This window comes from Streptomyces sp. NPDC007896, assembly GCF_042959425.1.
Classification (GTDB): Bacteria; Actinomycetota; Actinomycetes; order Streptomycetales; family Streptomycetaceae; genus Streptomyces.
This window is the reverse complement of the sequence record NZ_JBIBKX010000012.1, coordinates 148,196-169,071: the sequence shown is the minus strand read 5'-3', so window position 1 is coordinate 169,071 and position 20,876 is coordinate 148,196. Positions and strand designations below refer to the sequence as shown.

15 protein-coding genes are annotated in these 20,876 nt (G+C 72.1%); 12 read left to right on the top strand and 3 right to left on the bottom strand.

Annotated elements, in window-relative coordinates; all coding sequences use genetic code 11:
- Positions 1–8 precede the first annotated feature (8 nt).
- The 3 genes from araA (at position 9) to ACFZDJ_RS34030 (ending at position 3,033) form a co-directional block, all read left to right on the top strand.
- On the top strand, positions 9–1,526 hold the full coding sequence (gene araA / locus ACFZDJ_RS34040; RefSeq protein ID WP_390934467.1) for an L-arabinose isomerase: 1,518 nt from the start codon (positions 9–11) through the stop codon (positions 1,524–1,526).
- 31 nt (positions 1,527–1,557) lie between these two features.
- Complete coding sequence (gene araD / locus ACFZDJ_RS34035; RefSeq protein ID WP_384915885.1) at positions 1,558–2,280, top strand: L-ribulose-5-phosphate 4-epimerase AraD; 723 nt, start codon at positions 1,558–1,560, stop codon at positions 2,278–2,280.
- Positions 2,281–2,664: 384 nt separating this feature from the next.
- A complete protein-coding gene (locus tag ACFZDJ_RS34030) occupies positions 2,665–3,033 on the top strand; it encodes a signal peptidase I (RefSeq protein WP_101401670.1) in 369 nt (122 codons plus the stop codon).
- A gap of 65 nt (positions 3,034–3,098) precedes the next feature.
- Here ACFZDJ_RS34030 and ACFZDJ_RS34025 read toward each other — a convergent pair whose 3' ends face one another.
- Positions 3,099–3,725: a DUF6461 domain-containing protein gene (locus tag ACFZDJ_RS34025; protein ID WP_391064614.1), complete on the bottom strand. Its 627-nt coding sequence runs from the start codon at positions 3,723–3,725 to the stop codon at positions 3,099–3,101.
- A gap of 223 nt (positions 3,726–3,948) precedes the next feature.
- On the opposite strand from ACFZDJ_RS34025, the gene ACFZDJ_RS34020 reads away from it, so the two are divergent.
- The 5 genes from ACFZDJ_RS34020 (at position 3,949) to ACFZDJ_RS34000 (ending at position 9,744) form a co-directional block, all read left to right on the top strand.
- On the top strand, positions 3,949–4,857 hold the full coding sequence (locus ACFZDJ_RS34020) for a helix-turn-helix domain-containing protein (RefSeq protein WP_391064611.1): 909 nt from the start codon (positions 3,949–3,951) through the stop codon (positions 4,855–4,857).
- 65 nt (positions 4,858–4,922) lie between these two features.
- A complete protein-coding gene (locus ACFZDJ_RS34015; RefSeq protein ID WP_391064913.1) occupies positions 4,923–6,800 on the top strand; it encodes a BTAD domain-containing putative transcriptional regulator in 1,878 nt (625 codons plus the stop codon).
- Between the two features lie 118 nt (positions 6,801–6,918).
- Positions 6,919–7,860 carry a helix-turn-helix domain-containing protein gene (locus ACFZDJ_RS34010; RefSeq protein WP_391064609.1) on the top strand — a complete coding sequence of 314 codons (942 nt, stop codon included), beginning with the start codon at positions 6,919–6,921 and terminating at the stop codon, positions 7,858–7,860.
- 156 nt (positions 7,861–8,016) lie between these two features.
- On the top strand, positions 8,017–8,988 hold the full coding sequence (locus tag ACFZDJ_RS34005; protein ID WP_391064607.1) for an alpha/beta hydrolase fold domain-containing protein: 972 nt from the start codon (positions 8,017–8,019) through the stop codon (positions 8,986–8,988).
- Positions 8,989–9,021: 33 nt separating this feature from the next.
- Positions 9,022–9,744 (top strand): alpha/beta fold hydrolase, encoded by a 723-nt coding sequence (locus ACFZDJ_RS34000; protein ID WP_391064604.1) that lies wholly within the window; start codon positions 9,022–9,024, stop codon positions 9,742–9,744.
- Between the two features lie 51 nt (positions 9,745–9,795).
- On the opposite strand, the gene ACFZDJ_RS33995 is transcribed toward ACFZDJ_RS34000, so the two are convergent.
- Entirely contained in the window at positions 9,796–11,289 is a 1,494-nt protein-coding gene (locus tag ACFZDJ_RS33995) for an ATP-binding protein (RefSeq protein ID WP_390934482.1), read from the bottom strand.
- Positions 11,286–12,065: a response regulator gene (locus ACFZDJ_RS33990; protein ID WP_390934484.1), complete on the bottom strand. Its 780-nt coding sequence runs from the start codon at positions 12,063–12,065 to the stop codon at positions 11,286–11,288. The genes ACFZDJ_RS33995 and ACFZDJ_RS33990 overlap by 4 nt, the downstream gene beginning before the upstream one ends.
- Positions 12,066–12,123: 58 nt before the next feature.
- On the opposite strand from ACFZDJ_RS33990, the gene ACFZDJ_RS33985 reads away from it, so the two are divergent.
- The 4 genes from ACFZDJ_RS33985 to ACFZDJ_RS33970 form a co-directional block, all read left to right on the top strand.
- Entirely contained in the window at positions 12,124–13,494 is a 1,371-nt protein-coding gene (locus ACFZDJ_RS33985) for a ferric reductase-like transmembrane domain-containing protein (RefSeq protein WP_390934486.1), read from the top strand.
- 8 nt (positions 13,495–13,502) lie between these two features.
- Complete coding sequence (locus ACFZDJ_RS33980) at positions 13,503–13,961, top strand: FMN-binding protein (RefSeq protein ID WP_390934488.1); 459 nt, start codon at positions 13,503–13,505, stop codon at positions 13,959–13,961.
- 4 nt (positions 13,962–13,965) lie between these two features.
- Positions 13,966–14,688 (top strand): FAD:protein FMN transferase, encoded by a 723-nt coding sequence (locus ACFZDJ_RS33975; protein WP_390934490.1) that lies wholly within the window; start codon positions 13,966–13,968, stop codon positions 14,686–14,688.
- Between the two features lie 686 nt (positions 14,689–15,374).
- Positions 15,375–20,876: beta-ketoacyl synthase N-terminal-like domain-containing protein (locus ACFZDJ_RS33970; RefSeq protein WP_391064601.1), on the top strand; the 5,502-nt coding region annotated here is incomplete at its 3' end.

The window sequence follows — 20,876 nt, the reverse complement described above, 5'->3', positions numbered from 1 at the left end:
GAACCCTCATGGAGACCAACGCCACGCCCTACCCGAACCAGGAGATCTGGTTTCTCACCGGAAGCCAGGGCCTGTACGGCGACGACATCCTGCACCAGGTGGCCAAACAGTCCCAGAGCATCTCCGAGATCCTCGGCGCCCCCGGGAAGATCCCGGTCAAGATCGTGTGGAAGCCGGTCCTCACCGACGCCGAGTCGATCCGGCGGCTGTGCCAGGAGGCGAGTGCCTCCGACACCTGCGTGGGCGTGATCGTGTGGATGCACACCTTCTCACCGGCCAAGATGTGGATCGCCGGACTCAGCGCGCTGGACCGGCCCCTGCTGCACCTGCACACCCAGTACAACCTGTCGCTGCCCTGGCCGAGCATCGACATGGACTTCATGAACCTCAACCAGGCCGCCCACGGTGACCGCGAGTTCGGCCACATCGAGTCCCGCCTCGGCATCGACCGCAAGATCGTCGCCGGTCACGCCACCGACCCGAGGGTCGTCCGGCGCATCGCGGCCTGGGCACGGGCCGCCGTCGGCCGCCATGCCTCACGCACCCTGCGCCTGGCCCGCTTCGGCGACAACATGCGCGACGTAGCCGTGACCGAGGGCGACAAAGTCGAGGCACAGCTGCGGTTCGGCTACTCCGTGAACACCTACGCGGTCAACGACCTGGTGGCCGTCGTGGACGAGGTCGAGGACAAGGAGGCCGCCGAACTCGCCGCCGAATACGTCGAGTCGTACGACGTGGTCCCCGCACTGCGCCCCGGTGGCATCCGCCACGACTCGCTGCTGTACGCGGCCCGCCAGGAGATCGGCCTGCGCACCTTCCTCACCGAGGGCGGCTTCACCGCCTTCACCACCAACTTCGAGGACCTCGGCGGCCTGCGCCAGCTGCCCGGCCTCGCCGTCCAGCGCCTGATGGCCGACGGCTACGGCTTCGGCGGCGAGGGCGACTGGAAGACCTCGGCACTGCTGCGCACGATGAAGGTCATGGCCGCCGGCCGGCCCGGCGGCACCACCTTCATGGAGGACTACACCTACCACCTCGGCCCGGGCGCCCCGCGCATCCTCGGCGCCCACATGCTGGAGGTCTGCCCCTCTGTGGCCGACGACCGCCCTCGCTGCGAGATCCACCCCCTGTCCATCGGCGGCCGCGAGGACCCGGTCCGTCTGGTCTTCAACGCGGCCCCCGGCCCCGCCGTGGTCGTCGGCCTCTCCGACCTCGGCGACCGCTTCCGGCTGACCGCCAACACCGTCGACGTCATCACCCCGAGCGAACCCCTGCACCGCCTGCCGGTGGCCAGGGCCGTGTGGAAGCCGCGCCCCTCGCTCGCGGAGTCCGCCGAGAGCTGGCTGCTCGCCGGCGCCCCGCACCACACCGTGCTCAGCACCGCCGTCGACACCGAGACCCTGACCGACTACGCCGCCATGACCGGCGTAGAGCTGCTCACCATCGACGAGAGCACCAGCACCGAGCAGTTCACCAAGGAGATCCGCTGGAACGCCGCCTACCACCGTCTCGCCCAGGCCCTGTGACCCCCGTGATCCGCACGCAAGGAGACCACCGATGACCGCACGAGTCCGTGACGGCCTGCGGCAAGAGGTACTGGACGCCAACCTCTCGATCCCCCAGGTCGGCCTGGCCACGCTGACCTGGGGCAATGTGAGCGGCGTCGACCGTGAGGCGGGGGTCTTCGTCATCAAGCCCTCGGGCATCCCCTACGAGGACCTCGCCCTCGGCCACCTGGTGACGGTCCGGCTGTCCGACGGCGAGGTCGTCGACGGCGACCTGCGCCCCTCCACCGACACCGAGACCCACCGCTGCCTCTACCTGGCCTTCCCCTCCATCGGCGGCGTCACCCACACCCACTCCACCCACGCGGTCGCCTTCGCCCAGGCCCGCCGTGACATACCGGTCCTCGGCACCACGCATGCCGACACCTTCAACGGCCCCGTCCCCTGCACCCCCGACCTCACCGCCGACCAGTGCAAGAAGGACTACGAGTACAACACCGGCCGCGTCATCGTCGACGTGCTGGCCGGCGACGACCAGAAGGCGGCCGAAGTCCCGGCCGCCCTCGTCGCCAACCACGGCCCCTTCACCTGGGGCACCACCGCCCGCAAGTCCCTGGAACACGCCATCATCTGCGAGGCCGTCGCCGACATGGCCATCCACACCCTGGCCCTGTCCCCGACAGCCCCACCTCCCCCACACCTCCTGGCCCGCCACTACACCCGCAAACACGGGCCCGACGCCTACTACGGCAACCCGGCCCCCGCACCCTCGTGAGCAATCCGCTGCCCCGCGAGCGCGTCGGCCGAACCCGTGGGCGCCGAGCTCGGCGTAGCGGGCGGACATGTCGGCGAGGGTGGGGAACGCGCCGAGGGTCCGGCCGCCGCCGGTGAGCACGGCCGCCGAGGCGAAGGCGTGGTAGAGGAGGCTCCACGCCGTTCGCCTCCTGGGGTGGGCCGGATTCCCCCTCACCGTTCGGTGATTCTGGCGACTGGGGCGCGGGGGGGGGGACGCGAGCGACGCGGGTTTGCCGCCCAATGGGTCCGCCGGTTGCCGCGCCGCGCCGGGTCGTCGACAGGGCGGACGTTGCCTGATGCAGCGCCAACGCCTGTTGCGAAAGCCCTGGTCGTGCCGGCAGGAGCGGCTGCTAGCGTCCGGATCATGAACGAGAGCGTGTACGTGGGCAGCGCGGGCAAGGACGCGGCACTGGACCGGGGATGGCTCCTCGGACACTTCAAGAACGCCGACGATCCGCGCCACAGCGAGGCTGTTGAGATCAAATGGGGCGTCCATCCGCGTGGTGACGAGCGAAGGCAATGGGTGAGAGGCGAGGAGCGAACGGCCCTCCTGCTGCTCATCAGCGGTCGCTTCCGCGTCGAACTACCCGGCCGCAGTGTTCTCCTGGAACAGCAGGGTGACTACGTCGTGTGGGGCCGCGGAGTCGACCACTCCTGGTTCGCGGAGGAGGAGTCGGTAGTACTGACGGTTCGGTGGCCATCCGTACCCGGTTATGCGGTGGCACAGCCCTAGTGCTGTGACCGCACAGGTCCGCCGGGTTGGGCGATGAAGGCCATGATGACGAGCGGCCGGCCTCCTCAGATGTGCGTGTCGGGGGTCCCGCGAACCGCATACGCCGGCAGGCGGGCCTCCCTCAGGTAGGCCGGGGAGAGCGAGAGGCCGAACCGCTGCTCGATGACGCCGAGGGTGCGCCGGTAGGTATCCGTGTAGTGCTCGCGTTCGTGAACGACGAGGGTGGTCCCGTCGGGCTGCAGCACGTGCCCGGCAACGAGGTCCGGGAGCAGCAGGTCAGGCTCCCGGCCCCAGCGCCACACTTCCTCGCCCAGTCCGAAGCCGCACAGTTCCACGCCGTCCCGAGCGTAAGAGACGGTGGCCGGCGGATGCTCTTGCATCGGCACGTAGTGGACGGCTTCGGCACCATCGCGGGAGATCTCCGCCAGCCGGTCCCCGCCGGTCGAGTCCCCGTACTCCAGAGCGAACGACCAGCCTCCATGCTCTCCGACCCGTACCACACCATCGCCGTCCTCGCCCGGGCGGTACCACTCGCCGAGGTCCCACGCTGCGGCGTCGGTGATCGGCTCGGTCGCCGCGTCCCGGTCGCCTCCCATACGTACCGCCAGTTCCTGCGCGGACATCCCGCGTGCGAACACCACGCTGGACATCCAGTGCTCCAGATCGACCAGCCACCGAATCCCGTCGTGCATGTCTTCGCCCCTCGCTCAGCGGCCGTTGGTTGTTGGGCGCACCCTATGCCGTGCCACCGACACGGCGATCTCGCAGAGCAGCGCCAAGTGATCACGTCGTCGGCCTGGGAGCATGGCACCGACGCCGACACGCTCGACCGGCCGGCTCAAGTGCTCGGTCACGCGCCCCTGCGACACCCAAACTCCCGGACCACAAAGACGCCGACGATCCACAATGGCGAGCATGGACGTCGAGAATTACCTCGAGACGGCGGCACAGCAGACGTACGGCCCGCACGCGAACTCCGCCGCCCCACGCGACGCCTCGCGCGACACCGAGCCGGTACGTCGTCTCTTCCGGCTGCCTGACTCGACCGACGACGCGTACCTGCACCTGGGCCTGCACGTCCAGGGCTCGGTCTCGGTGACTCGGGGCGACACCCAGGTGTTCCTGGCCCCCGGCGACCTGGTGTTCCACGATCCGGCCCGGCGTGACCACCTGCGTTTCAGCGGCCCTTGTCGGCTGACGGTCTTCCGGGTGCCCCGCAGTCACCTGGGGATCTCGCCCTCGGACCTGCACCGGGTCATGGGCCGGCGCGTGCGGGGCGACGAGGGTGTCGGCGCGCTGGTGTCCAACTTCCTCTCGGCGCTCGCCGCCGAGACGGACTTCCGCAGGTCGAGGACGGGGCACCGGTTCGCTCGCAACGCCGTCGACCTCGTCGCCGTACTCGTCATGCAACTCCTCGGGGAGGAAACCCCCGACGCCTCGGACGTCGGTACCGAGACGGTGTCCCGGATCCGGGCCTTCATCGAAGAGCATCTGACGGATCCGGATCTGTCGCCGGAGTCGATCGCGCTCGCCCACCACATCTCCGTCCGCTACCTGCACAAGCTGTTCCAGCAGGAGGGCACCACGGTGGGTCGGTGGATACGGCGGCGCAGGCTGGACGCGTGCCGACGCGAGCTGGGCCGGAGCGCGAACCGCAGGCTGAGCGTGGCCGCCGTGGCGCAGCGCTGGGGGTTCAGCAGCCCCTCGCACTTCAGCCGCACCTTCCGGGACGCCTACGGCATGTCCCCCAGCGCATGGCAGGCGTCGGCCGCGTCGGGGAGCGCCGTTCACGGCCGATCGGACGAACCGCCTCCGACCACCTGACCGAGGGCGCACGGAGGGTGGTCCCGTAGCGTCATGGGTGGGGGGAAGGGGAGTTCGACGAGGTGATGCGGTTCGAGGTGCTGGGCCCCTTGCGGGTACGACGGGCGGAGCGGGAACTCGATCTGGGGTTCCCGCAGCAACGCGCCCTCCTGGCGCTGCTCATGGTGCGGGCGGGTCGGCCGGTGCAGGTGAGCGAGATCGTGGATGTGCTGTGGGCGGGCCGTCCGCCGGCCAGCGCCCCGAACGTGGTGCGCCGGTACGTCGGCGCGCTGCGGCGGCTGCTCGAACCGGGGCTGTCGCCCCGGGCGCCCGGCCTTCGTCTGCCGCGCCGCACCGGTGCCTACCTCCTGGACGCGGAGCCTGACGAGATCGATCTGCTGCGGTTCCGCGAGCTCACCCTGCAGGGCAAGCGGGCGGCCGCCACCGGTCGGCCCGAGGTGGCCGTACGGCAGTTCGTCGGGGCCCTCGGCGAGTGGCGCGGGCCGGTGGCGATGGGGATCCCCGCGTCGGCTCGCGAGCACGCCCTGTTCCGCGCCGTGGAGCACGAACTCGTCCTCACCACACGGATGGCTGCCGACGCGGCCCTGCTGTGCGGCACGGCGGGCCTCGTGCTGCCGAGCCTGCGCCGGGCCGTCGCACTGGAGCCCCTGGACGAGTCCCTGCACGCCCGGCTCGTGATGGTGCTGGCGGCCTGCGGACTGCAGGCCGAGGCGCTGACGGCGTACGAGGAGGTACGGCGCCGACTGGCCGCGGAGTTGCGGGTCGCCCCGGGCGCCGAGCTGAGCGAGGCCCGCACCCGGGTTCTCCGTCAGGAGCTGCGCACGTCCGCGTCCCCGGCGCACCGACCGGTCAGGACAGCACTGTCCGAACCGGTGGAACTCCTCGCACGGCCTGCCCAGTTGCCGCCCGGCCTGACGGTCTTCGCCGGTCGGAGCAAGGAGCTCGGGGAGCTGACCGCCCTCGCCGGGGCGGCGGCGTCCTCCGGGGCGCCCGGGACGATCCTGGTCAGCGGAATGGCGGGCGTCGGGAAGACCGCGTCGGTCGTGCACTGGGCCCATGAGGCCGCGCATCGCTTCCCGGACGGTCAGCTCTACGTCGAGCTGCGCGGCTGCGACCCGGCCGCCAGGGCCGCGCCGGAACCCGTGGAGGCGCTGCGCGGGTTGGTGGCGGCGCTCGGAGCACCGCCCCGGCACCTCCCAAACGACATGGCCGCGCTCACGGACCTCTACCGCGCGCTGCTGACGGACCGCCGGGTCCTCGTCGTGCTCGACGACGCGGCCGACACCGAGCACGTACGTCCGCTGCTGCCCACCGCCCCGGGCTGCCTGGCCGTGGTCACCAGCCGTGACCGGCTGCCCGGTCTGATCGCCTCCGGGGCGCGGCCGCTGTGTCTGGACCTGCCGTCCGCCGCCGACGCCCGCGCCGCACTGGCCCTGCGCGTCGGCCACCGGCGGTCGGCCGCCGAGCCCGCGGCGACCGAGGAGATCATCGACCGCTGCGGCCGGCTGCCGCTGGCCCTGGCCATCGTGGCCGCGCGCGCCGTCAGCCGCCCCGACTTCCCGCTGGCCGCCCTCGCCGCCGAACTCCGCGCCGCGCACGGGAGCCTCGACGCCTTCGCGGGCGTCGGCGGGACGGCCGACGCCCGCGCCGCGTTCGCCGCGTCCCACCGGTCGCTGCCGCCCGCCGACGCCCGGCTCTTCCGCCTCGTGGCGCTGCACCCCGGCCCCGGCATCGCGGCGGAAACCGCCGCCCACCTCGCCGGTCTGTCGCCCCGCGAGGCCCGGCCGATCCTCGGCCGTCTCGCCGACGCCCATCTCGTGTGCGAAGTCACTCCGGGCCGCTACACCGTGCACACCCTGCTGCGCGCCTTCGCCGCCGAGCTCGCGGAAGCCGCCGAGGCCGCCGCGGCGGAGTCCCTGTCACTTCCGCGTCACTCTTTTTGAACTCCGCCCGACCTACTCTCCGAGCGGAGTGGACGACCGTCCCACGAGGCGTCGTCGCTCCTCTCGACAGTTCGGCAGGGCTCGGAGGCAACGGCGGATGACGTCCAGTTTCAGCACCATGGGGACCGACCGCGGTGAGACGGGTGAGACCGGCAGGTGCCGCATGCCCATGGGCCTCGACATCGTCGTCCCGGGCGCGGCGCCCGCAGAGCTGCCCGGGGCGGGCCGGCCCTACCCGGCCCGGCGGGCACACCGGTTGGTCGCCCGGGACAGCGGCGAGTACCTCTTCGTAGGCATACGAGGCGCCACAGGCGTACGGGGCGCGACAGGCGTACGAGGCGGGAGCGGCGCGCACGGTCCGCGGCGGCCCGAGGACGTCTTCCTCGGGCCGGGAGACATCTGCTTCTACGACGCGCACGATCCGGCGACGCTCGACTTCCCCGAGCGTTTCCGCATGAAGGTGTTCCTCGTGCCGTACGAGTCGCTCGGGCTCGACGCGGCCGACGTGCCCCGGCTCGCGGGGACGCCGGTTCCCCGAGCGTCCCGGCTGGGCCGCCTGCTGTCACCGTTCCTGTCCGAACTCGCCGACACGGCCTCCTCGTCCCGGCCGCCGGTCGGCGAGCTGCTCGCCTGGAACGCCGTGAACGTGCTGGCCACCCTCGCCACCGAGCGGCTGGGCCGGGACGCCACCGGCACGCCCGACGCCCAGACACCGCTGATGGCCCGGATCCTGGAGTTCATCGACCTGCACCTGACCGACGAGGACCTCTCCCCCGAGACGATCGCCGGGGCCCATCACATCTCCGCGCGCTATCTGCACCGGCTCTTCCAGGACGAGGGCACCACGGTCGGCCGGTGGATCCAGCGGCGCCGGCTGGAGGAGTGCCGCCGGGACCTGATGATCCGGGCCCGGGGCAGTCGGACCATCGCGGCGGTGGCCAACCGCTGGGGGTTCATGAGCGCCACCCACTTCAGCCGGGTCTTCCGGGCCGCGTACGGCATGTCGCCCAGCGAATGGCGGGACAGCGTCGGCCGCGGCGCGGCCGCCGGCCGCCGCTGAGGCGGTCGCCGATGTGCGGCGGTTCGACATGTTGGGCGCTGTGAGTTCAACGGCGGTGCGCTGAGGGACCATTCACGCCCACACCGCGCCTCTAGCGTGGCTGCGAGGCCGGAGCACTGCCCGGCGACCCAGGAAACAACGCTTCAGGAGATGCCCATGTCCGACGCCGTAGAGCCGGTCAAGCCTGTACTGGAACCGGCGGCCGCCGTCTTCGCGGAAGCCACCGCCAATCCGCCGTACCTGTTCGACCTCGCCCCGGCGGAGGGTCGCAAGGCCGTCGACGAGGTGCAGTCCGGCGAGATCGAGATGCCGGACATCGACGAGGAGTGGATCACCGTCTCGGGCGGTCCGACGGGCAGCGTCCGTGCCCGGATCGTCAAGCCCGCCGGCGTCACCGGCACCCTCCCGGTGATCCTCTACATCCACGGCGCGGGCTGGGTGTTCGGCAACGCCCACACCCACGACCGCCTGGTCCGCGAACTGGCCGTCGGCGCCGAGGCCGCGGTGGTCTTCCCCGAGTACGACCTCTCGCCCGAGGCCCGCTACCCGGTCGCCATCGAGCAGAACTACGCCGTCGCACAGTGGGTCGTGCAGCAGGGCGCGTCCAAGGGCCTGGACGGCAGCCGCCTCGCGGTGGCCGGCGACTCCGTCGGCGGCAACATGACCATCGCCCTGACCCTGATGGCCAAGGAGCGCGGCGATGTCCCGCTGCTCCAGCAGGTGCTGTTGTACCCGGTCACCGACGCGAACTTCGACACCGGCTCCTACCGCCAGTTCGCCACCGGCTACTTCCTGCGCCGCGACGGCATGCAGTGGTTCTGGGACCAGTACACGACCGACGAGGCCGAGCGCGCCCAGATCACCGCCTCCCCGCTGCGCGCCACCACCGAGCAGCTCACCGGCCTGCCCCCGGCCCTGGTCATCACCGGCGAGGCCGACGTCCTGCGCGACGAGGGCGAGGCCTACGCGAACAAGCTCCGCGAGGCGGGCGTCGCGGTCACCGCCGTGCGCTTCCAGGGCATCATCCACGACTTCGTGATGCTCAACGCCCTGCGCGGCACCCACGCCGCCGAGGCCGCGCTGACGATGGCCACCCGCACGCTGCACACCGCGCTGCACGCGGGCTGACCGGGTCCACACGACCGACAAGGAGAGACAGTCATGTCCGGGAACACCACTCCCACCGCCCTGCTCGTGCACGGTGCGTTCGCCGACGCGGCCAGCTGGTCCGGCGTCATCGCGGAACTGCAGAACCACGGCATCCCCGTCGTCGCGCCGCCGAACCCGCTGCGCTCTCTCGCCTCCGACGCCGCGTACATCGCCTCGGTGGCCGCGCAGATCGACGGCCCCGTCGTGCTGGTCGGTCACTCCTACGGCGGCGCGGTCATCACCGTCGCAGGCACCGCCGAGAACGTGGTCGGTCTGGTCTTCGTCGCGGCGTACGTCCTGGAGGAGGGCGAGAGCCTCGGCGAGTTGCAGGGGCGCTTCCCCGACTCGCCGCTGGGCAGCAGCCTGAAGCAGGCCACGTATCCCGTCGAGGGCGGTGACCCGGCCGTCGAGGTCACCATCGTCCCCGAGGCGTTCCCGTCCGTCTTCGCCGCGGACGTCCCCGCCGACGTCACCAAGGTGCTGGCGGTCGCCCAGCGTCCGCTCGCCGCCGGGGCGTTCACGGAGACGGCCACCGCCGCCGCGTGGAAGACCAAGCCCTCCTGGGCCCTGGTCGCCGCCGCGGACCAGGCGATCAACCCCGAGGTCGAGCGCTTCGGCGCGAAGCGTGCGGGAGCGACGACCCTGGAGGTCGAGGGCGCCTCGCACGCCGTCGCGGTGTCCCGGCCGAAGCTGGTCGCCGAACTGATCCGCGACGCCGTCCGCGCGACCGGCTGAGGCACCGGCTGAGCGAGCCGACGGCGGCCGCGTGGACGTACTCCCCCGTGGTCACGGGAGCGCGGGCGGGAGGGGGAGGCGGATCGTGAAAGCCGTCGAGCCGGGGCGGCTGGTCATTTCGATGGTGCCGCCGTGTGCCCGGACCAGTGAGCGGGCGACCGCGAGGCCCAGCCCACTGCCGCCGCGGTCGCGGCTGCGGGCCTTGTCGACGCGGTAGAACCGGTCGAAGACCCGTTCCTGGTCGGCGGCCGGGATCCCGGGCCCGGAGTCGGAGACCCGCACGACCGCCGTGCCGGACGTGCCTGCGCGCTCGGGCCGCCCCGTCCCCGTGGCCGACACCTCCAGGCACACCTTCGTCCCCGCCGGGGTGTGCATGGCGGCGTTGGTGAGCAGGTTGTCGAGGACCTGCCGGATACGCAGGGGATCCAGGCGCAGGCGCACCGGGTCGGGTCCGGCCGTCACGGACAGCGCATGCTCCCCTCGCCCGGCACGGAAGGCGTCCGCGGCCTCCCGCGCCAGTTCCGCCAGGTCCGCGTCCTCCAGCCGCAGCGGTGTCTCCACCTCGGCGGCGTCCAGGCGGGCGAGGAGGAGCAGGTCGTCGAGGAGTACGCCCATCCTGGCGGCCTCGGCGCGCAACCGGGCCAGGTGCTTCTCGCGTTCCTCGGGCTCGTTGGCGGCGGCGTACTGGAAGAGGTCCGCGTAGCCGCGTACCGACATCAGGGGCGTACGCAGCTCGTGCGAGGCGTCCGCGACGAACCGGCGCAGCCGCTGCTCGGCCTCGGTGCGGACGGCGAGCGCGTCGTCGATGTGCTCCAGCATGGTGTTGAACGCGGTGCGCAGTTCCTCGACCTCGGGTCCGCCGCGCCCGCCCCCGGCCCGCACCTCCAGCCGCGCCGAGCCGGTGAGGTTGTGCGAGGTGATGCCGCGGGCGGTGTGCGCCATGTCGCTGAAGGGCTTCAGCCCGCGCCGCAACACCGTCCGGCCGAGCACGACGAGCCCCAGCAGGGCGAGCGCGAAGGTGACGACCTGGACCGTGATCAGCTGCCGCACGGTGGCCCGCATGTCCTGCATGGGCGCCGCGGTGACGAGGACGACCCCGGGGTCGACCTCGCAGGCGCGTAGCTTGTACGTGCCCTCGCCCGCGATGTGCGCGGTGCGCAGCAGATGCGCGTCGCCTCCGTCCGGCAACGCCTGCGCGGCGGCGGTGAGTTCGGCGGTGTCGGCGGGGACGTCGGCGGGCTTGCGTAGGACCGCCGTACCGTCCTTGACGTCGTACACGGCGGTGAACCAGCCGTAGTACGGCCGCCGCTGGACGGTGCCGTGCGCCTGGGCGTCCTTGGACTGGGTGACCTGGACGAGCTTCATCTGCTCGCCGAGCTGACGTTCCAGGTAGTCCTTCATGTACGTCGTCAGGGCCGTGCCGACGACGGCGAACACGACGAGGGACAGCACGCCGATGCCGAGGGCCAGCCGGGTGCCCAGGCGTGTCCGGCGATAGGCGCCCCGCAGGCGGCGAAGCGCACCGCGACTCCCGGAGCCGCTCACTCGGCGACCTGTCGCACCACGTATCCGACGCCGCGCACGGTGTGGATGAGCGACTCGCCGCTGTCGGACTCGCCGTTGGCGTCGAGCTTGTTGCCGTCGAGCTTGCGGCGCAGCCGGCTGACGACGAGTTCCACGACGTTGGAGCGGCCGCCGAAGCCGTACTCCCACACGTGGTCGAGGATCTGGGCCTTGGTGAGGACGGTCGGTGACTTGCGCATGAGGTAGCGCAGGACCTCGTACTCGGTCGGGGTGAGGGTGAGCAGCCGGTCGGCGCGGCGCACCTCACGGGTGTCCTCGTCCATCGTCAGGTCCGCGACCTGGAGCACGGAGCGCTGGAAGCCGGGGCCCGCGGCGCGCCGCAGGACGGTCCGCAGCCGCGCCATGAGCTCTTCCACGGCGAACGGTTTGACCAGGTAGTCGTCGCCTCCGCGGGTGAGGCCCGCGACCCGGTCCGCGACGCCGTCGCGGGCGGTGAGGAAGACGATGGGCACCATCGTCCCGGACTGCCGCAGCCGGTCGAGGACGGCGAACCCGTCGAGGCCGGGCAGCATCAGGTCGAGCACCACGATGTCGGGGTGGAACTCGGCGGCGCGGCGCAGCGCGTCCTCGCCGGAGTACGCGGTCATCGCCTCCCAGCCCTCGTAGCGGGCGACCGTCGCGACGAGGTCGGCGATGGGAGGGTCGTCGTCCACGACCAGGAGGCGCACTTTTTCCACCTGCTCATAGTGCGTGACGTGGCCACCGACGCCATAGCCGCCGACGTCTCTGATCCACATCGATAAAAACTTGAAAGTTGACCGACAGGAAAACGACAGCTCCCACCGGGCAGGCTCGATGTCCCCACACCCGAACGAGGAGCTGCTCTCCGTGACCACTGTCGAACGTGTCCAGCCGCCCCCGACGGCGATACGCCCGAAGGTGGTGGCCCGCACCGGGCTGTACGCCCTGCTGGCCGTGAACGCGGCCGTCGTGACCGTGTTCTTCCTCCAGGCCGGGCCCAGCCCTGACACCCTGATCACGCTCGGCCGGCTGGCGGGCCTGTACGGGGCGCTCCTGATGGCCTTCCAGCTGCTGCTGGTCGCCCGCCTGCCGTGGCTCGACCACCGGATCGGCATGGACCGGCTGACCTCCTGGCACCGCTGGGTCGGCTTCGGCCTGCTGTGGACGCTGCTGTCGCACGCGCTGTTCATCACCCTCGGCTACGCCGGGGCAGCGTCGGCGTCCTTCTGGGACGAGTTGGTGGAGCTGGCCACGACGACCGAGGGCGTGCTGCGGGCGATCGTCGCGCTGGCCCTGATCCTCGTGATCGGCGGGGTGTCGGCGCGCTTCGCGCGGCGCCGGCTGGCCTACGAGACATGGCACTTCATCCACCTCTACACGTATGTGGCGGTGGTGCTGGCCTTCACGCACCAGGTCGCGGTGGGCACCACCTTCACCACCTCGTCCGCGGCCACCGCCTACTGGTGGGGCCTGTGGGGCGTCGCGCTCGGTTCGGTGTTCCTGGGCCGGGTGGTCCTTCCGGTGCGGCGGAACCTGCGCCACCAGCTGCGGGTCTCGGCCGTCGTCCCCGAGTCCGACAACGTCGTCTCGGTCTACGTCACCGGGCGCGACCTCGACCTGATGCCCGCGCGGGCGGGGCAGTTCTTCCTGTGGCGGTTCTTGACCAAGGACCGCTGGTGGCAGGCGAACCCGTTCTCCCTGTCGGCCGCCCCGGACGGCAACCGGCTGCGGCTCACCGCGAAGACGGCCGGCGACGGCACCGCGGCCCTGCGGCATCTGAAGGTGGGCACACGGGTCTTCGCCGAAGGCCCCTACGGCGCCTTCACCACCCTGCACCGCACCCGCTCCGAGACCCTGCTCGTCGCGGGCGGCGTGGGCATCACCCCGATCCGGGCCCTGCTGGAGGACCTGCACGACCATGTCGTGCTCATCTACCGGGTGGCCACCGACCGGGACGCGGTGCTCCTCGACGAACTGCGGGAGCTCGCGTACGCCAAGGGAGCCGAGCTGCACGTGGTGACCGGACCGGCCACGCCGGACAAGCTGGCGCCGCGCGAGCTCGCGCGGCTCGTGCCGGACGTCGCCGAACGGGACGTCTTCGTGTGCGGGCCGCCCGCCATGACGAGCGCGGTGCTGCGCACCCTGCGCGACCTGGGCGTGCCCAAGCCGCAGATCCACTTCGAGCGTTTCAGCCTGGCGGGATGAGAGACACCGTGAAACGAGCACTGCCCGTACTGGCCCTGTCCATCGCCGGCCTGGTCCCGCTGTGGCGCTACGCGCCGTCGAGCGGTACGACGACGACCACCGAGGTCGCCGCGCCCGCCTCGACCCCGTCTTCGTCTTCTTCGTCGTCTCCGTCGCCTTCCTCGCCCTCCTCGTCCTCGTCCTCGCCCTCCTCGTCCTCGGCCGCGGCCTCCCGAGTCGTCCAGGGCTCCACCGTGAACACCTCCAAGGGCGCCGTGCAGGTGGAGGTGACCTTCGAGGGCGACAAGATCAGTTCGGTGCGGATGCTCCAGCAGCCGAACCACCCGCAGACCACGGCGGCCGTGCCGAAGCTGATCCAGGAGACGCTCCAGGCACAGAGCGCCGACATCGACTCGGTGTCCGGCGCCACGATCACCAGCGACGGATACGTCACCTCGCTGCAGGCCGCCCTCGACGCGAAGGGATAGCGGGATGCGGCGCGTCGAACAGGTCATGGGGTTCCCGGTCTCACTGCGGATCGACGACGAGAGCGCGTCCGAGCGGACCGCGGACCCCGTGTTCGCGTGGCTGCGCGAGGTCGACGCCCGCTTCAGCCCGTTCCGTGCGGACAGCGAGGTGTCCCGGCTCGACCGGGGTGAGCTCACCCCCCACGAGCTCAGCCCGGACCTGACCGAGGTCCTCGGCCTGTGCGAGCAGTACCGGGTCGCGACCGGCGGCGCGTTCGACGTACGGCTGCCCGGCCGCGGCCTGGATCCCTGCGCGATGGTGAAGGGCTGGTCGGTGCAGCGGGCCGCGAACCTCCTCACCGGCCGGGGAACCTCGCGGTTCTGTCTGAACGCCGGTGGTGACGTGGTGGCCGCGGGCGGTCCCTGGCGGGTGGGCGTACGCCATCCCGAGCGGGCCGACCGGCTGTGCACGGTGCTGGAGATCACCGACGGCGCGGTGGCGACCTCCGCGCGCTACGAACGCGGGGACCACATCCTCGACGGGCGCACCGGCCGCCCGGCCACCGGGCTGCTCAGCATCACCGTCGTGGCGCCGTCACTGACCGAGGCGGACGCGACGGCGACGGCGGCGTTCGCGATGGGCGCGGAGGGCGTCGAGTGGGCCGCGTCGCGCGAAGGGTGCGAGGTGTTCGCGGTCGACGCCGAGCGCAGGGTCTTGCGTACGGCGGGGCTTCCTGTGCCGAACTGAGCGACGCCGCGAACCCGCTGACCTCCGGTGTCTCGTTCGAGTCGTACAGCGGCGCCGGCCGGTACCTCCGGTACTACGACTACCTGCTCTCACCCAGCCCGCCGACACGACGCTCGCCAGGGCGGACGCGACGTTCTACGCCGAGTGACCCGCCCCGGCACCTTTGGATCCAGCACAGCCCGGCCGCTCCCGCGACCGGGCTGTGCTGTTGAAATGAGCCAACTTACCAGCGAGTACGAATCGTTGCCATTCACCCTCAACTGCCAAAATCTGACCCTTTCGGCCAACGTGAATTTTGATTATGAAGAGGGGAACTAATAAAAGTTTCAATTTACAGCGGGGGAAACAGTTCGTTTCCGCAAGATCGAAGTGGACCCCGTGTTCGACACTACGTCAGCAGGCATTGCCGCAGGCCGAATCGGGGTCGCGGGGCGACCCGACCAGCGGTCACCGACCCTGTCAACTCCCCCGAACAAGGCCTCTGTTGCCAGCTCGCACCTGACTCAACGGTGGCTGTGTCGACCGTGTTACGTCCGGTAATGACAGCCTCCTTGAGAGTTTGACTTTCACGTGGATGCGCAATAAGCATGAGCGTGCTTCGCATCGGCTGTCGGCTTGTTGTGAAGCGCAAGCGCTCTCCGCTCTCCCCCACCAATCCTCACCCTCGTGCGATTTGGAGCGTTCGCGTGCCTGTGCCGAATTTCGATACGTCCGGCCTGTTTGCCGTAGAGGACATCGTCGTCGCCCTGAACCCGTTCGCCGTCCCCTCGGCACGGGTCACCGCGGCCGCCGTTCGGGCGGGCGGTCTCGGAGTGCTCGACCTCACCGCGGGTGGGCGCCGGGCGGCGGCGGAACTCGCGCTGGCCGAGGAATGGTCGGCCGCCGGTTTCGGCGTACGACTCCGCGACAACGATGCCTTTCCCGCGCGGGACCTCCCCGCCTGTGTCCACACCGTCCTGCTGACCTTCGACGCCTCCTGCACGCCCGCCGACTTCCCCAGCCACCGCGTACTCGTCGAGGTGACCGGCCGCGCGCAGGCGTTATACGCCGCCGCGGCCGGGGCGCACGGGCTGATCGCCCGGGGCCACGAGGCGGGCGGTCCCGTGGGCGAACTGAGCACCTTCGTACTCCTCCAACAGCTCCTCGCCGACGACGAGTTGGACCTGCCGGTCTGGGCCTGCGGCGGCGCGGGCCCGCACACCGCGGCGGCCGTCGTCGCGGGAGGCGGCGCCGGTGTCGTCCTGGACACCCAGCTCGCCCTGCTCGCCGAGGCCGAGGCCGAACTGCCCGCCGGAACCTCCGCGCTGCTCGCCGGGCTCGACGGCTCCGAGACCACCGTGGAGGACGGCCGCCGAGTCGTACGGCGCCGGGGTGCCCAGAAGGGCACGCCGGCCCCCGAGATCGGTCAGGACGGCTTCCTCGCCGCCCGTTTCCAGGAGCGCTGGGGCACCGTGCACGCGGCGGTACGGGGCGTACGGGACGCCGTGCTCGACGCGTTGAAGAGCGCGGGGCCCGGTCTCGACTCGGCGAAGAGCGCGGCTCCCGTTCTCGACTCGGCGAAGGGCGCGGGTCCCTCGCTCGGCCCCGATGGCACGGGCAGCCGCCCCTTCGGGAGCGAACTGCCCGTCGCCCAGGGGCCGATGACCCGGGTGAGCGACCAGGCCGCGTTCGCCGCCGAGGTCAGCAACCACGGCGGGCTGCCCTTCATCGCGCTCGCGCTGTCCGGCGCCGACCAGACCCGCGCCGTACTGGAGCAGACCAGGGACGCGCTCGGCGAGGCGCCCTGGGGCGTCGGCGTCCTCGGCTTCGCCGCCGAGGAGATCAAGGCCGCCCAGCTGGAGGTCGTACGGGAGATCCGCCCGTCCCACGCGATCATCGCGGGCGGGCGTCCCGCGCAGGCCGCCGCGCTGGAGGAGGTGGGCATCTCCACCTTCCTGCACGTGCCGTCGCCGGGGCTGCTGAAGCAGTTCCTGGAAGCGGGCGCGCGCAAGTTCGTCTTCGAGGGCGCCGAGTGCGGCGGCCATGTCGGACCGCGGGGCAGCTTCCCTCTGTGGGAGGCGCAACTCGGCGTACTCGAAGACTTCCTGGCGGGCGCGAAGAACGGCACCGCCACCGAACTCCGGCTGTTCTTCGCGGGCGGGGTGCACGACGAACGCTCCGCCGCCATGGTCACCGCGCTCGCCGCGCCGCTGAGCGCGCGGGGCGCGGCCGTGGGCGTGCTGATGGGCACGGCGTACCTGTTCACCGAGGAGGCCGTGAACGCGGGCGCGGTGCTGCCCCTGTTCCAGCGGCAGGTGATCGACGCCGAGCGCACCGACCTCCTGGAGACCGCGCCGGGACACGCCACCCGCTGTGTCCGCAGTCCGTTCACCGACGAGTTCGCCGCGGTCAAGGAGGACCTGGCCGCCCGCGGGACACCCGGCCGCGAGGCCTGGGAGCAGCTGGAGCGGCTCAACGTGGGGCGGCTACGGCTGGCCAGCAAGGGCATCGAGCGGATCGACGGCGGGCTGAGCCCGGTCGGCGAGGACAGACAGCTCGCCGAGGGCATGTTCATGGCCGGCGAGGTCGCCGTGCTGCGCTCCGCCGTCACCACCGTCGCCGAGCTGCACACCTCGGTCACCAGCGGCGCGGCCGGCTTCCTGGCGGCACGGCGGGAGGCCCTGGGCATCGGGGAACCCGCCGCCGAACGCTCCCCCGAACCGCTGGACATCGCGATCGTCGGCATGGCCTGCATGTTCCCCGGCGCCCCCGACCTCGCCACCTTCTGGGCGAACGTGCTGGCGGGCGAGGACGCCGTCACCGAGGTGCCCGCGACCCGCTGGGACGCCGAGCTGTACCACGACCCGCGGGGCGCCGGGGAGAAGACCCCGTCCCGCTGGGGCGGCTTCCTCCCCGAGATCCCCTTCGAGCCGCTGCGGTACGGCATTCCGCCCGCCTCGCTGCCCGCCATCGAGCCGGTGCAACTGCTCGCCCTGGAGGCGGCGCGCCGCGCTCTGGAGGACTCCGGCTACGGCAGCCGGTCCTTCGACCGGGCCCGCGCGTCGGTCGTGTTCGGCGCGGAGGCGGGCAGCGACCTGTCCAACGCGATGACCCTGCGCTCCGTCCTGCCCGCCTACCTGGGGAGCCTGCCGCCCGCGCTGGACGAGCGGCTGCCCAAGCTCACCGAGGACTCCTTCCCCGGCATCCTCGCCAACGTCATCGCGGGCCGGATCGCCAACCGCCTCGACCTCGGCGGCGCCAACTACACCGTGGACGCCGCCTGCGCCTCCTCCCTCACCGCCGTCGACGTGGCGTGCAAGGAACTGGCGAGCGGGACGAGCGACCTGGTGCTGTGCGGCGGCGCCGACCTGCACAACGGCATCAACGACTACCTGCTCTTCGCCTCCGCGCACGCCCTCTCGCCCTCGGGACGCTCCGCGCCCTTCGACAGCGCGGCCGACGGCATCGCGCTCGGCGAGGGCGTCGGCTGTGTCGTCCTCAAGCGGCTCGCGGACGCCGAGCGGGACGGCGACCGGGTGTACGCGGTGATCAAGGGCGTCGGCAGCGCCAGCGACGGCCGGGCGCTCGGCCTGACCGCACCCCGGCCCGAGGGCCAGTACAACGCGCTGACCCGGGCCTACCGCAACGCGCGCATCTCGCCCGCCGAGGTCGGGCTCGTCGAGGCGCACGGCACCGGCACCGTCGTCGGTGACCGCACCGAACTCGGCTCCCTCACCCGGGTGTTCGAGGAGGCCGGGGCTCCGCCCGGCGCGTGCGCGCTCGGCTCGGTCAAGTCGCAGATCGGGCACACCAAGTGCGCGGCCGGGCTGGCCGGGCTGATCAAGACCTCGCTCGCCCTGCACACCGGCGTGAAGCCGCCGACCCTGCACCTCACCGAGCCGAACCCGGCCTGGGACGCGCAGAGCAGCCCGTTCGCCTTCCACACCGAGGCCCGCCCCTGGTCCGCCGCCCCGGCCGAACGGGTCGCCGGAGTCAGCGCCTTCGGCTTCGGCGGCACCAACTTCCACGTAGTCCTGAGGGCCTACGAGGACGGGCCGCCGCCGGTCACCTCGGCCCAGCACTGGCCCGCCGAGCTCTTCACGTTCCGGGGCGCGGACCGGGCGGCTGCGGTACGGGCCGCCTCCGAACTGCTCACCCTCGTGGAGGCGGACGCCGGACCGTACGAACCGTGGCGGCTGCGGGACTTCGCGCTCGCCGCGTCCCGGCGCGCCGATGCCGCCACCACCCGGGGCGCCCGGACCTGGATCGCCCTCGTCGCCGGGTCGGCCGAGGAGCTGACGCCGTTGCTGCGCCGCGCGGTCGCCGGTGAACACGCCCCGAAGGAAGGACTGTTCACGGCCGACGACGACGCGACGGGTGACGTGGCGCTGCTCTTCCCCGGGCAGGGCAGCCAGCGACCCGGGATGTTCGCCGAACTCTTCGTCGCCTTCCCCGAACTCCAGCGCAACCTGCGGCTCGACGAGACGACGGCCCGCGTCCTCTTCCCGCCGGCGGCCTTCGACGAGACGGGCCGCAAGGAGCAGCAGGAGCGCATCACCGACACCACCGTCGCGCAGCCCGCGCTCGGTCTGACCGGGCTCGCCGCGTTCCAGCTCCTGACCAGGGCGGGAGTGCGCCCGGCGATGGCCGCGGGCCACAGTTACGGAGAACTGGCCGCGCTGGCCGCGGCGGGCGCCCTCACCCCCGACGCCCTGCTGCGCACCAGCCGCGCACGCGCCGCCGCCATCCTGGGCGCCACCGGCAAGGGCGACCCCGGCACCATGGCCGCCGTCGCCGCGGGCGAACCGGAGGTCGCGGCGGCTCTCACCGCCGCGCATCTGGCCGACTCGGTGGTGACGGCGAACCGCAACTCGCCCCGCCAGACGGTCATTTCGGGCCCCACCGAGGACGTACTCACCGCCGTCGAGCGACTGCGTGCCCAGGGGCTCGGTGCCAAGCGCATCCCGGTCGCCTGCGCGTTCCACAGTCCGCTGGTCGCGGCGGCCGGCGAGACCTTCGCCGAGGTGCTCGCCGACGTCCCGTTCGCTCCCATCGACTTCCCGGTCTGGTCGAACCGTACGGCCACCCGCTACCCGCCGGGCCCCGAGGAGATCCGGGCCGAACTCGCCGCGCAGATCGGTTCCCCGGTCCGGTTCGCCGACCAGATCGAGGCGATGTACGAGGCCGGGGCCCGGGTCTTCGTCGAGGCCGGACCCGGCTCGGTGCTGACCCGGCTGGTGGGCGCGGTCCTCGGCGACCGGCCGCACCGCACGGTCGCCCTGGAGGACGGCCGACGTGCCGGTCTCCCCGGGTTCCTCGCCGCGCTCGCCCAACTGGCCGTCGCCGGTGCGGACATCAAGGCCTCGTGGCTCTTCCAGGGCCGGGACGCGGTCCCCGCCGACACCCGCGCCCCGCGTCCCAGACGCGCCGCGTGGACGGTCGACGGCCATCTGATCCGTACGGCGGACGGCGTGATCCCCGCCGCCGCACTCCACCCCGCCGAGCGCGTCCCGGAGGCCCTCGTGACCCACAGCAGCCCGGTCGGACCAGTGGCGGCGGCCACCGGATCCGAGGCCCTGATCAGCGAGTTCCTGCGCACGAGCCGGGAGATGATCGCGGCGCAGCGGGATGTGATGCTGGGGTACCTGGGAGCGGATCCGGGGGTACGTCCCCCCGCCCCCGCCCCCGCCCCGATCACGTACACCGACGCTCCGGTCACGGTGACCGCTCTGCCCGCCGCCGCGCCGGTCGCCGTGGCCGTACCGGCAGGTGGCTCGGTGCTGTCGGTCGTGCTCGAGGTGATCGGCGAGCGCACCGGCTACCCCGTCGACATGATCGAACCCGACCTCGACCTCGAAGCCGACCTCAGCGTCGACTCCATCAAGAGAGCCGAGATAGCCGGCGAACTCGCCACCCGCCTCGGCCTCACCACGACCGGCGACACCGACGTGGAAGAGCTGACCAAGGCGCGTACCGCCGCCGCGATCACCGCGCTGGTCGAGCGGGTGACCGGCCCGGTAGCCGCCCCTGCGCCCGCTTCCGCCCCCGCCAGAGGGACCGCCCCGACCGCCGAGTCCGTCCTGGCCCTCGTCCTCGACGTGATCGGCGAACGTACCGGCTACCCCGTCGACATGATCGAACCCGACCTCGACCTCGAAGCCGACCTCAGCGTCGACTCCATCAAGAGAGCCGAGATAGCCGGCGAACTC

What these genes read in the sequence shown, in the direction of transcription:
- ACFZDJ_RS34000 (WP_391064604.1), top strand. Translation starts at nt 9,022, where the DNA reads ATGTCCGGGAACACCACTCCCACCGCCCTGCTCGTGCACGGTGCGTTC.
- ACFZDJ_RS34015 (WP_391064913.1), top strand. Translation starts at nt 4,923, where the DNA reads ATGCGGTTCGAGGTGCTGGGCCCCTTGCGGGTACGACGGGCGGAGCGG.
- ACFZDJ_RS33990 (WP_390934484.1), bottom strand. Translation starts at nt 12,065, where the DNA reads ATGTGGATCAGAGACGTCGGCGGCTATGGCGTCGGTGGCCACGTCACG.
- araD (WP_384915885.1), top strand. Translation starts at nt 1,558, where the DNA reads ATGACCGCACGAGTCCGTGACGGCCTGCGGCAAGAGGTACTGGACGCC.
- araA (WP_390934467.1), top strand. Translation starts at nt 9, where the DNA reads ATGGAGACCAACGCCACGCCCTACCCGAACCAGGAGATCTGGTTTCTC.
- ACFZDJ_RS34010 (WP_391064609.1), top strand. Translation starts at nt 6,919, where the DNA reads ATGGGGACCGACCGCGGTGAGACGGGTGAGACCGGCAGGTGCCGCATG.
- ACFZDJ_RS34020 (WP_391064611.1), top strand. Translation starts at nt 3,949, where the DNA reads ATGGACGTCGAGAATTACCTCGAGACGGCGGCACAGCAGACGTACGGC.
- ACFZDJ_RS34005 (WP_391064607.1), top strand. Translation starts at nt 8,017, where the DNA reads ATGTCCGACGCCGTAGAGCCGGTCAAGCCTGTACTGGAACCGGCGGCC.
- ACFZDJ_RS34030 (WP_101401670.1), top strand. Translation starts at nt 2,665, where the DNA reads ATGAACGAGAGCGTGTACGTGGGCAGCGCGGGCAAGGACGCGGCACTG.
- ACFZDJ_RS34025 (WP_391064614.1), bottom strand. Translation starts at nt 3,725, where the DNA reads ATGCACGACGGGATTCGGTGGCTGGTCGATCTGGAGCACTGGATGTCC.
- ACFZDJ_RS33985 (WP_390934486.1), top strand. Translation starts at nt 12,124, where the DNA reads ATGTCCCCACACCCGAACGAGGAGCTGCTCTCCGTGACCACTGTCGAA.
- ACFZDJ_RS33975 (WP_390934490.1), top strand. Translation starts at nt 13,966, where the DNA reads ATGCGGCGCGTCGAACAGGTCATGGGGTTCCCGGTCTCACTGCGGATC.